Origin of the sequence: Dyadobacter sp. BE31, from assembly GCF_031457695.1 — a bacterium.
GTDB lineage: Bacteria > Bacteroidota > Bacteroidia > Cytophagales > Spirosomataceae > Dyadobacter.
This window is the reverse complement of the sequence record NZ_JAVDXA010000002.1, coordinates 509369-523856: the sequence shown is the minus strand read 5'-3', so window position 1 is coordinate 523856 and position 14488 is coordinate 509369. Positions and strand designations below refer to the sequence as shown.

Here is a 14488-nt window from a genome sequence, read left to right as displayed (position 1 = left end):
GTTGCATTTAACCCATTCCCGGCGATGGAGAAATACGCATTTCCGTCGTCTTTATAGTAAATCACCTTTCATTGTTCAAAACTTGATGATAACCCGGCCGTTTCTACGCATTGTGATGAGTCTGCTGCTGCTTTTCGCCGGCACTGGACGAGTGGCCGTTGCCCAAGGCGAACCGCCCCGTTTTACCGCTATTACCGCTATGGACGGGCTCTCTTCCAATACCGTAACCGCGATCCTGAAAGACCGCTACGGGCTGCTTTGGTTCGCCACGGATGACGGCCTCAACAAGTTCGACGGCACGGGCTTCACCGTTTACCGCCACCGGAAAACCGACTCCACATCCCTGAAATCGAACGACGTTTCGGCACTTTACGAAGACCGCGCCGGCCGCATTTGGGTAGGAACGATCATCGGCTCGCTGCATTTATATGATCGCCGGAAGGATTCATTCGTCCGCATCAAGACCAATCACAGCATTAACTCGATATGCGAGGACGCGCAGGGTAAAATATGGGCCGGTACCACACAGGGGCTCATTCTTATCGACCCGCACACTTGGAAAATCCAAACATTCGCCTCCATTCCCGGTACGCCGCCACAAATAGCGGGCAAGCACATACACCGGGTTTTCCGCGACCGGGTCCGGCAAATGTGGGTCGGTACGAGCAATGGACTTTTCAGGTTTTTAAGTAAAGAAAACCGGTTTGTACCTATCGATTACCGTGGCGCGGAGACAGCCGGGGACGGCGCAGACTTTGTGACGGCCATCAGCCAGGACAGCTCTGGCGGCATGTGGATCGGCACGCAGCACGGCCTGTTTACCCTTTCCGCGGACGGGAAACCGGCACGGCGGTTCAGTTACCAGCCCGGGAACAGCCACTCGATCAGCAACAATATGATATTCACGATCTCCCCGCAAAACAGGGACGAGATCTGGATCGGTACCGACGGCGGACTGAATATCATCGATGCGCACACGGGACACCTGACGCACCACACGCCCGACCCGCGCACGCCGTTCAGCATCACGAATAAGTCTATACGCGCCATCCTCACCGACCCCGCCGGCATTACCTGGATGGGCACCTACAAAGGCGGCGTCAACAAATACGACCGCAACCTGACGCTATTTGGGCTGAAACGCTGCGATCCTTACGACCCGTACGGCCTCAGCGCTCCCTTTGTGACGTCGTTCGCCGAAAATACCGACGGCCGCATTTTTGTAGGCACCGACGACGGCGGCGTGAATCTCTACGACCGCAAAACCAACCTTTTCCGCAAATATCCGATTCAGGCACGGAATAAGGCGGCTTCGGCAGGGCTGGCCGTGCTGTCGCTGAAACTGACAGCCCGGGATGCACTCTGGATCGGTACTTTTCAGGACGGGCTCTTCCGGCTAAACCCGGCCACGGGCGCGTACGAACAGTTCCTGCAAGGTCCGGAAGCCACTTCATTGAGCAACAACAACATTTTTTCCCTGACCCGGGACAAAAAAGGGAAGTTGTGGATCGGTACCAATGGCGGGGGCGTCAACGTGTACCATCCTGAAACAAAGCAGTTCGAAAGGCTTTTTACCCCCAACATCTCCCTGCTGAAACGCATGATCCCACTGAATGCCTACATCCGCGACATTTTGGAGGATCGGCACGGAAAAATGTGGATCGCCTCCCACGGCACGGGCATCGCCGTTTTTGATCCGGAAAAAAGGGTTTCCATCCTGCTCGACCGCGAAACAGCCGCACTTCCCAGCAACAATGTCCTCTCGCTTCTGGAAGACAGCCGCGGCAATATCTGGGCCGGCATCGGAGGCGAGGGACTCGCGCTATTCGACCCGAAAACACACAAATTCGTGACATTCGGCGTCGACAATGGACTGCCGAGCGGCATGGTCAACAAGGTATTGGAAGACGCGCAGGGGCGGATCTGGGTAAGCACCAATGAGGGAATCAGCCTGTTGGATCTGCATACAAAAAAATTCACCAACTATACTGCACATAATGGCCTGCAAAACAACACTTTCGCATTGGGTGCAGGTATGCGAACATCCGATAACCTGCTGTTTTTCGGCGGTATTGCGGGTTTTAATTACATAGATACCCGCGGCCTGAAAAAACACCAGGGGCAGACGCCGGTCATACTCAGAGAGCTGAAAGTCGGGAACCGGGCCATCACATCCGCCGATTCGGGCATGATCGATGCGGATATTTCCGTCGCGCAATCCATCCGGCTCGATTATAAGCAGAATTTTTCGATCGGTTACGGGGCGCTCAACTACACCAATCCCGAACAGACCGCCTACCGGTACCGCCTCGTGGGGCTGCAAAATGAATGGCAGCAGGCCAGCCAGGCTACCACGGCCAGTTACACCAACCTCAGCCCCGGCGAGTACCGGTTCGAGGTGCAGGCCAGCAGCGACGGCAGCGATTGGAGCTCGCCCCCGGCCACCGTCGCGGTGATCGTGAAGCCGCCTTTCTACCTTACCATTTATGCTTACATTTTCTACGTGCTGGCGCCCATTGCCGCCGTGTTCCTCATGCGACGGCGCGGCATCCGCAGGTTGCACCGGAAGTTCAGGGAAGAGCAGGCCCGCCGCGAGACCGAACGCAAGCAGGAGCTCGACAGGCTGAAAATCAAGTTTCTGACTAATCTCAGCCACGAATTCCGCACCCCTATTTCGCTCATTCTTGCTCCGGTAGAAAACCTGCTCGCACAGGAATCGCCCCACCAGCCGCAAATTTTGGCGATCCGCCGCAATGCGAAACGGCTGCTGAACCTCGTGGATCAGCTGCTGGATTTCAAGAACTTGCAGGAGCAGGAATTAAAGGCCGACCTCCGCCGCGCCGACATCGTGCCTTTCATACGCGACGCCTGCGATTCGTTCAGCGACCTTTCGCAGCGGAAACGCGTCCGTTTTACATTCGATAGCTCCGTGGCGCATTTACTGATCGACTTCGACGCCGACAAGATGGAGCGCATTCTTTTCAACCTGCTTTCCAATGCATTCAAATTCACGCCGGAAGGCGGCGAAGTGGCATTGCAGCTAACCTGCGGCACCGACGATTCGCAGCAAAACTGGCTGTATATCAAGGTATCCGATACGGGAATGGGCATTTCGCCGGAGCATTACGAGAGAATCTTCGACCGGTTTTTCCAGGACGATGCCGATGCTTCGGTACTTAACCAGGGTAGCGGGATCGGCCTGTCGATCGTGCGGGAGTTTGTGCAAATGCATGGCGGGTTCATCACCGTCGGCAGCAATGGCCACAAAGGCAGCATTTTCACCGTAGGCCTTCCCTGCGAAACCTGGGTGTTCAACCCCGTCGAAATTGCGCCTGCGGCCCCTTTCGCCGAGTCGGCTTCCCCCAAGACGACCGCTAACCCGGCAAGTACAAGCCCGCAAACCGATTTCGACGAAATACCCCGGATATTGATCGTGGAGGACAATGCGGAGTTCAGGCATTATCTCAAAGAAAACCTGGAAAACCATTACCGCGTGCTGGAAGCCGCCGATGGTAAAGAAGGCTGGCAAAAGGCATTGAGCTGCCATCCCGAACTGATCGTGAGCGACATCGCCATGCCGGAAATGGACGGGCTCGCGATGAGCGAAAAGATCCGGGCCGACAAACGGACGAGCCACATCCCGATTATCCTCCTCACGGCATCGAGCGGGGAAGAGCAGCAGTTGAAAGGGCTAAGCTCCGGCGCGAACGATTATCTGACCAAACCTTTCAATTTTGAAATACTGAATGTAAAAATCAACAACCTGCTGCTGCTCAACAGGCTCCTCAAAGATGTGTATTCGAGGCAGATACAAATGACAGGCCGCGATATGGCGATCGAATCCGGTGATGTGAAACTGTTGCGCGATATCCTTTCCTATATCGACGACAACCTCAATTCGACCCAACTCAGCGTCGAAAATCTCGCGCGGCACGTGGGTATGAGCCGGGGTACGCTGTATACGCGTGTGCTGGAAATCAGCGGACAAAGCCCGATTGAATTTATACGGTCGATCAAACTGGAAAAGGCAGCCCTGTTGCTCGAAAAGAGCGACATGAACGTTTCGCAGATCTCGTACACGGCCGGATTTGCCACTCCCAATTATTTCACGAAGTCGTTCAAGGCCAAGTTCAACATGCTGCCTTCTGAATACAAGGCGATGAAACGGAAGCCCTTTTTACATGTATCCAATTGAATTATAATACCTTAAATACCACCGGATTGATCCGCATGAAGATTTCAAAGCTACTAACCTCACTCCTCCTGTGCGCGGCCATGCCCTCATACGCACAGATCCGCCTGCCTAAACTGATTTCCGACCACATGGTTTTGCAGCGCGACCAGCCGCTAAAAATCTGGGGTTGGGCTTCGCCGAAAGAGCAGGTTACCCTTCAATTTGATAAAAAAACCTATAAAACCCTGGCAAACGCAGCCGGCAAATGGGAAATAGCGCTTCCTGCACACAAAGCAGGCACCGGTTATGCGATGGCGTTGAAAGGCAGAAATGAAATCCGCATTACGGACATCGCATTCGGGGATGTGTGGCTGTGCAGCGGACAGAGTAACATGGTGATCAACATGGAGCGGGTAAAGGAGCGGTTTCCGAAAGACATAACCTCCGCCCATTATCCCGAAATCCGCAATTTTTTCGTGCCGACGCTCACTAACCTGAATGGCCCCGCGGAAGATTTCCCGAAAGGCGAATGGAAAACGGCCAACCCCGAAAACGTGCTCAGCTTCGGCGCCGTCGCCTACTTTTTTGCCCGCGAAATTTATGAAAAACACCAGGTACCGATCGGCATTATCAACAGTTCCGTCGGTGGAACGCCCATTGAGGCGTGGATCAGCGAAGGCGGTTTCAAAGATTTTGAAAACATCCGGAAAACCATCTCCCAAAACAAGGATACCAGCTACGTAAATGCATTCGCCCGCATCGCGAATGCAGTCCCGCAGGAACGTATGGTGGCTGACGGGGGCCGGGAAGGACATTGGGAAAGCAATGCTTACCAGCCCAAAGGATGGCGGAACTATAATATTCCCGGTTACTGGGAAGACCAGGGATTGAAGGCGCTGGACGGTGTGGTATGGTTTCGAAAGACAATCGATATTCCGCAGCATTGGGCCGGGAAAGCGGCTAAGCTGTACATGGGCCGCATTGTGGATGCCGACGAAATGTATGTGAATGGTGAGAAAATAGGCCAGATCACTTACCAATATCCGCCGCGGCGGTACGAAATCCCCGGAGGTTTGCTCAAAGCCGGGCAGAATACCTTTGTGATCCGGGTTACCAATTCGTCGGGCAAAGGCGGTTTTGTGCCCGATAAGCCCTATTTCATGACGACGGGCAACGATACCATCGATTTGAAAGGCACCTGGCAGTACAAAGTCGGGGCGGTTTTCCCGCCCGGGCAGGGCGCACCGCCCGCGCGGCTCGTGCACCAGAACCAGCCGACGGCGTTGTACAATGCGATGGTCGCGCCGGCTGTGCCGCTGAAAGTCAAAGGATTTGTATGGTACCAGGGCGAATCCAACACCGCTAACCCGGAACCTTACAATGCCTTGCTCCCGGCGCTGATCAAAGACTGGCGGGAGCTTTGGCACGACGAGCATTTGCCCTTCCTCGTAGCGCAGCTGCCTAATTTCCAGGATATCGACTACACCCCGGCGGAAAGCAACATTGCATTGCTGCGGGAAGCACAGAACAAGGCCCTCACATTACCCAGCACCGCTGTGGCCGTGACCATCGACCTCGGCGAATGGAACGACATTCACCCGCTTAACAAGAAAGATATCGGCAAACGCCTCGCGCTGGCAGCCAGGAACCTGGCCTATGGTGAAAAGGAGGTTACCTACTCCGGCCCCGTGCTAAAATCACAAAGCCTTGAAAATGAGCAGATCGTATTGACCTTCGATCACGTGGGCGACGGCATTGTTGCATCCGATGGTGAGCCGTTGCGCTGGTTTGCCCTCGCGGGCGATGACAAGAAGTTTTATTGGGCCGAGGCTGAAATACTCGGCAAAGACCGGATTGCATTGCGGAGCAAGCAGGTCAACGCGCCCAAGTATGTCCGATACGCCTGGCAGGACAACCCCGAGGGAGTTAATTTTTACAATTCCGCAGGCCTTCCTGCCTCGCCCTTTCGGACAGACGGCCAGGATATGGACCACGCGCTGCATCGCTAGCAGTCCCCGATCGAATGGCTTCCACACTCAACCTGATACATGATGTTGTTTTCAAAAACCCTTTTTCCCGAAAAAATTAAGAACCTGGCCCTGTTGCTGCTGATTTTTGCCGCCATTTCAAACCCTGCAACCGCGGATGACGGCTACCGGCTATGGCTCAAATACGAACGGATCCCAAATGCAACTGTGAGGGCGTCTTACAGCAAATCGTTCAGTTTCATTGCCACCTCCGGCAACAGCGATATTCTGAACAATGCCGCCAAGGAACTGCAAACCGGCCTGAATGCGATGCTCGGCAGGCAAATCCCGATCGTAAAAACGCCGGTAAGCAACCAGCACGGCATTATCCTGACCATGTCAGCCATCGCCGGTCCCGGCGATGGTTATGCCATTCAAATGCAAGGTGCGAACACCGTCATTACCGCCTCGAAGGATGCGGGCGTGCTATATGGCAGTTTTGCATTGCTCCGGCATTTGCAGCAGCATTTACCCCTTGAAAAAGCCGTGGGCCAAAGCAGCCCGAAGATCCAGCTGCGCATGCTCAACCATTGGGATAATCCCGAAGGGACGATCGAGCGCGGGTATGCGGGATCCTCGTTATGGAAGTGGTACGAGCTGCCCGAGACGGTCGATCCGCGCTACACCGATTATGCGCGGGCCAATGCGTCGATCGGCATTAACGGCACGGTGGTCAACAACGTAAATGCCAGCGCGCGCTTTCTGACGGCCGAATACCTGCCCAAAGTGGCCGCATTAGCGGGTGTTTTCAGGAAATATGGTATTAAGACCTATTTATCGATCCATTTTGCCGCCCCGAAAACGCTGGGAGGGCTGAAAACTTCCGACCCGCTCGATCCGGAAGTGCGGAAATGGTGGGCCGAAAAAACGAAGGAGATTTACCGCACAATCCCCGATTTCGGAGGGTTTCTGGTGAAGGCCAATTCCGAAGGCGAGCCCGGCCCGCAGGACTACGGCCGCACACACGCCGACGGCGCCAATATGCTCGCCGAGGCGCTCGCGCCGTTCAACGGGGTGGTGATCTGGCGGGCATTTGTGTACAAGGCAGATCCCGCCGCCGACCGCTTCAAAGCTGCCTATGAAGAATTTGCACCACTCGACGGGAAATTTGCCAAAAATGTGATTGTGCAGGTCAAAAACGGGCCCATCGATTTTCAGCCGCGCGAGCCGTTTTCGCCGCTGTTCGGGAATATGCCTGGCACGCCCCTGGGCATGGAATTTCAGCTTACGCAGGAATACATGGGTTTCGCGACGCACTGGGTTTACGAAGCGCCGCTGTTCAAGGAATGCCTCGATGCGGACACTTATGTGAATGGCAAAGGCTCTACTGTTGCCCGCATTATCGACGGCTCGCTGCACCAGTATCCATTAACCTGCATCGCGGGCGTGGCCAACACCGGCTCCGACCGCAACTGGACCGGCCACCCGATGGCCCAGGCCAACTGGTACGCATTCGGGCGGCTCGCCTGGGACCACACCCTGAGCCCGGAAGCCATCGCGCAAGAATGGACGCAACTCACGCTGACCACCGAAAGCAAGGACGTAGCGGCAATCAGTGATATCATGCTGCGTTCCAGGGAGATTTATGTAAACTACAACACGCCGCTGGGCCTCTCGCGCCCGTGGACCGGCAGCCATTACGCGCCCGAACCCTGGCAAAACCGCAGCTCCCGCCCCGACTGGACGGCCATTTATTACCACCGGGCCGATACCCTGGGCCTGGGATTCGACCGGACAGCCACCGGCAGCAATGCATTACAGCAGTACCGCCCGGAAGTGCGCCGCGCTTGGGAAAATGCCGAAACCTGCCCGCTGCCCTATTTGCTCTGGTTCCATCACATTCCGTGGGCACAAAAACTCAGCTCCGGCCGAAACCTCTGGGACGAACTTTGCCACCGGTTCTACACCGGGCCCGATTCGGTGCTTTGGATGCAAAAACAATGGGCCGGGGTTCGCGCCTCCGTCGACCCGGCGACCCACACCGACGTTTCGGGCCGGCTTGTAAAGCAATATAATGAGGCGTTGTGGTGGCGGGACGCCTGGGTGCTGTATTTGCAGACATTCTCACGCAAGCCCATTCCTGCCCCGTATCCGAAACCCGGCAGGACGCTCGATGAGGTGAAAAGGAGTGTTAATGTTTACTTAATGAGATAAGGTAGACGGGTGTTCGATCTTTCAGGAACGAGCACCCTCTGTATACCGCAGTAAACTCTTGTCGGGCGTGAGTGGGCCCATGAAGAACAGCATGATCAGCAGCCCGACGAGCGCTACGAGCCCGAAACCCAGGAACAGTATATTGTAGGCGTAGTGGTAGCCCATTTCCGCCGCATTGTTCTTGAGCACAATCCCCGATATGGATTGAAAAACAGCCCCGCCCAGCCCGGTACCGACACAGGCCATGCCCCAGACCGATGCCGCGGAGTTTTTCGGAACCACATCGGCGGGAAACGTAAGGGTATTTGCGGTGTAAGCTGTATAACCAAAGCCGGCAAGACCGAACACGATGAGTGCCGAAATGGGCGTCGTGATCACGAATGGCCCGGCCAGCAAGGGCAAAATCATAATGAGGCTCGCGATGGTTACAGCCACTTTCCTCGCACGGGGAATAGGCATTCCCCTTTTGATAATGTATTGTGTAAAATACCCGCCGGCGATGTTGCCCACGTCCGCGATAATGAACGGGATCATCGCCAGCCAGCCGATTTGTTTCATTTCCAGATGGTGCACATCCACCAGGTACCGGCCGATCCAGAAGGTTACGAAGTACCATACCGGGTCCATGAAAGTTTTGGATAAGGTAAACATCCGTACGAAACGCGTTTTGAGCAACGCCGTTACCGGTACTTTGAATGTTACCTTTTCCGCTTCCCTGTTTTCCTTGGGTGTGTAATAGATAAACCAGAATGCCGCCAGCCACAAATACCCGCAAAGCGCCAGAATGACGAACGTCGCCTGCCAGCCGTAGTTCACACCCAGCAATGCCACCAGCGGCGGCACGACCACCGCCCCCAATGCAGAGCCGCTGTTGAAAATACCCGAGGCCGTGGACCGTTCATGCGGTGGGAACCACTCGGTGGTGAGACGGATAGCCGCCGGCCAGTTACCTGCCTCGCCAATGCCGAGCATGAACCTGCAAATACCGAACTGCAAAGGCGTAGCCGCAAATGCATGAATGAGCCCTGCGGTGGTCCAGAATGCCATGCAGAGGGAATAACCTACCCGGGTACCGAGGCGGTCGATCACAAAACCGGAGAATGCGTTCGAGATCATGTAGGCCGCGAAAAAAGCCGTGCCGATGTAGCCGAATGCATCGTCCGGAATCAGCTTCCGCAGTTCACCCTCCGCGCTCAGGTAGTTGAACGACAGCCTGTGTACGTAGTTGAGCACCGTCGCCAGAAAGGCCATACCGACCATGACCCATCGCATCCCCGACAGTTTGATCGCCGGGGACACGGGTATTTGATTTTCTACCATTCAAATGCAGGTTAAAGAATGTAAATGGAATCTCAGAGCTGGGACAGAGGGTTGAGCGTCGGGCTATCGGGTGAAACCGACAGCCGGTTTTGCAGGGGCCTTCCCAATCCTTCCCAATACACGGTCATCAGGTCGTCGTTTTCAAGCAGCAGCTTGCTTCCGAAACTGAATGCATCGGCCCCGAAAAAATGCACGTGGGCCTGCAATGGCAGCCTGTGGCCGGGATATTTGAAATGGTGATATTCCAGGTTTTCCAGGCTGTGGGCCATGTTCTGCTCGCCTGTGCGGATATCCGCGCTCCATTTGACCTGCTCACCGGCCGAAACCCGCACATCGGAAACCCGCACGTTTCCTTTAATATCACAGAAATCTCCTCCTATGAGCAACTCCGGGCCGATCGCGCATTGCCGCAACTTGGACGGAGCGAGGTAGAGATAGTTCTTTTTCTCCATCACATGATCGGAAAACTCATTGCCGGTCGCGAAGCCGATCCGATGCGGAATACCTTGCCGGTCGACGATATAAATGCCGGCTACTTCCGGCTCCTCTCCCCCGTCGTCGCCGAAGTCGGGCACTTCGAGGGTTTCGCCGTGCGCCCTCAGTACCGAGCCGTTGCCTTTGTAAAACCACTCTGGCTGCACGCCGATCTCACCGGGAGCCGGAAAGCCGTTTTCTACACCCCATTCGTACATGATAATGCTGTCGGTAGGTTTGGTACCCTCGGTCGCGGCATGCATTGCCTGGCGGCTCAGGGCGCTGTTTTTATGCGTAAGCCCGGTGCCGGCGACCAGGCAGCGGAACGGGTCGCCCGGGCAGTCGAATGCCGGGAGCAGCTTCCACTCGCTGGTTCCCGCGTACACGTCGTCGTAATGCAGCTTGGTGTCCGAGCGCGCGGCCAGCAGCAATTCCGCGAGCGGCTTTTTAGTATCGATGGCCTCCAATGCCGCTTCGTAAACCGATTTCGCGCCATTTAACAATACCAGCGAAGGTTCTTCCACCCTGGCCAGGGCGCGCCCGTGTTGCGGGTGTGATATCTGTACGACTCTTGTCATGTTTTGCATTAATATCAATTAAAAAACCTACAAACTACTGCGTCACCCATCCGCCGTCGATTGAAAAGCAGCCGCCTGTGGAGTAGCTGGAAGCCTTGCTCGCCAGGTACAATGCAATGCCGCCTATCTCGTGCAATTCACCCCAGCGGCCCATCGGGATTTTGGAAATGAATGCCTTATATTTTTCGGGGTCGTTAATGAGGGGCAGGTTGAGGTCCGTCGCGAACGGGCCCGGCAGAATGGCGTTCACGGTAATGCCGTCGAGTGCTACTTCCATCGCCAGCGAGCGGGTGAGCTGCAAAATGGCGCCTTTGCTCGTCGCGTAAGGTGTGCGCTCGGGAATGGCCGTGAGTGCGAGCATGGAACCGATGTTGATGATGCGGCCGTAGCCATTTTCCTTCATCACCGGCACCACTTCCCGGCAGGCAAGCCAGGTACCCGTCACATTCACGCTCTGAACTTTGTTGAAATCATCCAGCGAAAGTGCCTCGATAGGCCCGCGGATATTGATACCCGCCGAATTGACCAGGATATCTATTTTCCCAAAAGTATCCACCGCCGTTTTGACGGCCGTTTTGATGTGCTGCTCGGAAGTAACGTCGCAGCTCACACTGATGCAGCTGATGTCGTAAGTTTCCTTGAGCAGCTGCTCCGATTCCCTGTTCACCGCCTCGTCGCGCGCCGCGATGACGATATTGGCACCGGCTTCGGCCAGGGCTTTGGCCATTGCCAGGCCCAGCCCGCGGTTGCCGCCCACGACGAGCGCGGTTTGCCCGTGCAGTTTAAACAGGTCGAGAATACTTTGTTGCATGCTTAGCGTTTCCATGGTGCTTATTCGGAAATGATGAAATGTTCGAGACCTTCGGTTTTCAGGGTTAAACCAACACCCGGCAATGTATCGCTGAGCTGCACCCTTCCGTTTTCGGCGATCGCCTCGCCATCGAAAATGTACCAGAACATCTCATTGCCCACCTCGATCTCCGTTTGCGGGAAATACTCGGCCATCGGGCTCGCGAAGGAGCTTAGTACCACGTGCAGGTTGTGCATTTGTCCGCCGTGCGGGATCACTTCAATACCGTGCGCGAGGGCCATATTACAGATCTTCTGCGCTTCGGTGAAACCGCCCACCCGGTTGGTATCGAACTGGAAAATGTCCAGCGCGCCGGTTTGCAGCAGGTCGTGGAAGCCGTAGCGGGTATATTCGTGCTCCCCGCCCGAGAGCGGAATGTCGGTATAATTGCGCAGTTTGGCAAAATTGTGGATCTCGTCGGGCAGCAGCAGCTCTTCGGCCCAGCGCAGGTTGTACGGTTCCAGCGCTTTCAGGAATTGCTTCGCATAGGCCAGGTTGAAACCCATATAACCTTCCAGCATCACATTAATATCGTCACCCACGGCCTCACGCACCACTTTCACCATCTCCACATTCTTGCGCATACCGGCAATGCCCTCGGTGAGCGGGTAGCCGCAGCGAAGTTTCATGCCCGAAAAGCCCTGCTCCTTGTAATGCACGGCCTCGGCCCGGAGGCTGTCGAGGTCGCGGGTGTAGAGGCGGCTGTAATAGGTTTCGATGTCGGGGGTCGTGCGCCCGCCCATAAGCATAAACACGGGCTGGTTCATCACTTTTCCTTTGATATCCCAAAGGGCAATGTCAATGGCGCTGATAGCCGCGATAACCGTGCCTTTCCGGCCGAATGCGACCGTGGAGCGGTACATTTTTTCAAAAAGGTACTCGGTATTCAAAGGATTTTCGCCCAGCAGGATCGGCGCCAGTTTGCTGTCGATCACGGCTTTGGTTACATCCGGGCTGAGTCCCGCATTGCCGTAGCCGATATGCCCTTCGGCGGTTTCTACCTCCACCACCAGCCAGCTGAAAAACCGGAATGCGGCCTGCGAATCGGTTTGGGAGTAAATAGGACTCAGCGGCGTTGCAAAAACCGTATTGGTCGTGAGCACCGGGCCTGTCCATTTATATAATTTTGCTGTTACTCTTTTGATTTTCATTGAAATGCATTTTAAAACAATATCATTTTTCAATACAGGCGATCGGCCTGCTTACCACTTGAAATGCAGGAATGAAACACCCTGGCGCGGCAGCTGCATTTCCACAGTAGTCTGGCCATTTTTAGGTTCGATCCATTGCGGCGAGGTAAGCAATGCGAGTTGCCCGGCCTTTTCGAGCAGCCTGATTTGCTCCGCGGTAGGCTGCTTGGGCGAGCCCATCGCTTTCCATACTTCATAGGAATTGCTGTTTTCCTTGTCGATGCGGTAGTGATAGAGCATCATTTTCTGCTGCGGAAGGCCTTGTACGGATACTTTCACGGTCGCGTCGGGCACGGGCACATTGTCGTCGTGATAGTTCCATACCATTACCGCCGCCGAATTGGCGCTTTTGGAAGCAATGCCATTGATATCCGCCTCTTTGCGCACGCTCTCGTCCCGCACCCTTTTGAAATCGTAAGCCAAATCCTGCTTCACTTCCACGCGGTTGCCTTCCATCATGCCAAACATCCGGAATACGTTCAGCACCGGCTTGTCGACGCCATTGGTAGCCAGGTCACGGAACCCGCGGAACCAGGCCTGGTCCTCAAACTCGAACGACCAGCTCACTGCACCCAGCAAATTCACGCCGCGCGCCTCGGCCAGCTCATATTTACGTGCAAATGAAGCCGCCGTGTAGCTCGAATACATGGTACCATTGCGGTAGGCATTCTGCGGGCTCACGTCCTCCGAGCAGGCCGCGCAACCTTCCGGATCGGACTCACCGATGATGATCGGCAGCTTTTTCAGCGCCGGGTAGGATGCCACGATTTCGAAACCCTTGTCCAAGTCGCGCAGCTGCGTGCCCATGTTCATCTGCACGTGCCCGTCGACGATTTTAGGAGCGCCCTTGGCATGGTAAGTAATGAAATCGATCGGCGTGCCGGTTTTGCCGGTCACGTAGTTCTTCCCGGCAGTGACGTGGTCGAGGAATTTTCGCATAAAAACTTCCGATTTGTCCCACGACGGCCCTGTTACCTCCGGGCCGCCTATTTTTGCGGTAGGCAAGGCCCGTTTCACTGCGTCGGCCGTGTAGTCGTACAACTTAATATATTCATCCACTGTACCTTTCCAATAACTGATGTTCGGTTCGTTCCAAAGCTCCCAATACCAGCTTTCCACTTCCTTCTTGCCATAGCGGGCCACCGAATGCTTCACCCATTGAAATACCAGTTCCGCCCATTTGTTGTAGTCGTTGGGAGGATAGGCCCAGCCGAGGAAAATATCGTTGTACTTATCGCCCGGCGTCCAGTTGTGACGGTACGGTTCGGGTTTCGACGACAATGCCTGCGGCATAAAACCGATCTGGGCAATGGGTTTCATACCCCTTTCAATATAGGTATCGAATATTTTATCGACAATCTTCCAGTCGTACACCGGCTTGCCCTGCGCATCTTCGGTGTAGGCATTGGTGGAGCCCCATTTGAGCGCCGCATCGCCATCGCCCGTCACGAGCAGGCTGTGCGCCCGTACATATACAGGAACTTTACTAAACTGCGAGATTTCCGTCAGCAGCTTTTTCCCGTCCTTCATATAGGTGTAGTTAGGCTCGTCGTAGCCAAAAAACGCCCAGATCTGCTGCATAGGGGCTTTTACTTTCGCCAGGTTTACGTCGATACTGATGGGTTGCTGCTGGCTAAAGGCAGGAGTGGACAATGCCGCGCCCAGGGTGGCTGCATGAAGCAGGGCAAGTTTGGTTTTTTTCAAAAACATGTGACTTTGGT

At 55.2% G+C, this 14488-nt stretch carries 8 protein-coding genes; 3 read left to right on the top strand and 5 right to left on the bottom strand.

The window, feature by feature from the left end:
* Window positions 1–85: 85 nt before the first annotated feature.
* Genes J2Y43_RS10990 through J2Y43_RS10980 form a run of 3 tightly spaced genes read left to right on the top strand, consistent with a single transcriptional unit; the run spans window position 86 to window position 8355 of the window.
* A complete protein-coding gene (locus J2Y43_RS10990) occupies window positions 86–4195 on the top strand; it encodes a two-component regulator propeller domain-containing protein (RefSeq protein ID WP_309984266.1) in 4110 nt (1369 codons plus the stop codon).
* A 35-nt stretch (window positions 4196–4230) separates the two neighbouring features.
* Entirely contained in the window at window positions 4231–6183 is a 1953-nt protein-coding gene (locus J2Y43_RS10985) for a sialate O-acetylesterase (RefSeq protein WP_309982325.1), read from the top strand.
* A gap of 39 nt (window positions 6184–6222) precedes the next feature.
* Window positions 6223–8355, top strand: coding sequence for an alpha-glucuronidase family glycosyl hydrolase (locus tag J2Y43_RS10980; RefSeq protein ID WP_309982322.1), 2133 nt, complete (start codon window positions 6223–6225; stop codon window positions 8353–8355).
* Between the two features lie 21 nt (window positions 8356–8376).
* On the opposite strand, the gene J2Y43_RS10975 is transcribed toward J2Y43_RS10980, so the two are convergent.
* Genes J2Y43_RS10975 through J2Y43_RS10955 form a run of 5 tightly spaced genes read right to left on the bottom strand, consistent with a single transcriptional unit; the run spans window position 8377 to window position 14477 of the window.
* A complete protein-coding gene (locus tag J2Y43_RS10975; protein ID WP_309982320.1) occupies window positions 8377–9675 on the bottom strand; it encodes an MFS transporter in 1299 nt (432 codons plus the stop codon).
* A gap of 32 nt (window positions 9676–9707) precedes the next feature.
* Window positions 9708–10727, bottom strand: coding sequence for an AraD1 family protein (gene araD1, locus J2Y43_RS10970; RefSeq protein WP_309982318.1), 1020 nt, complete (start codon window positions 10725–10727; stop codon window positions 9708–9710).
* A gap of 34 nt (window positions 10728–10761) precedes the next feature.
* The gene (locus J2Y43_RS10965) at window positions 10762–11553 is read right to left on the bottom strand and encodes an SDR family oxidoreductase (protein WP_309982316.1); all 792 of its coding nucleotides are present in this window, start codon (window positions 11551–11553) and stop codon (window positions 10762–10764) included.
* Window positions 11554–11558: 5 nt separating this feature from the next.
* The gene (locus J2Y43_RS10960) at window positions 11559–12728 is read right to left on the bottom strand and encodes an enolase C-terminal domain-like protein (protein ID WP_309982314.1); all 1170 of its coding nucleotides are present in this window, start codon (window positions 12726–12728) and stop codon (window positions 11559–11561) included.
* A gap of 51 nt (window positions 12729–12779) precedes the next feature.
* Window positions 12780–14477 (bottom strand): GH39 family glycosyl hydrolase, encoded by a 1698-nt coding sequence (locus J2Y43_RS10955; RefSeq protein WP_309982312.1) that lies wholly within the window; start codon window positions 14475–14477, stop codon window positions 12780–12782.
* Window positions 14478–14488: the final 11 nt, after the last annotated feature.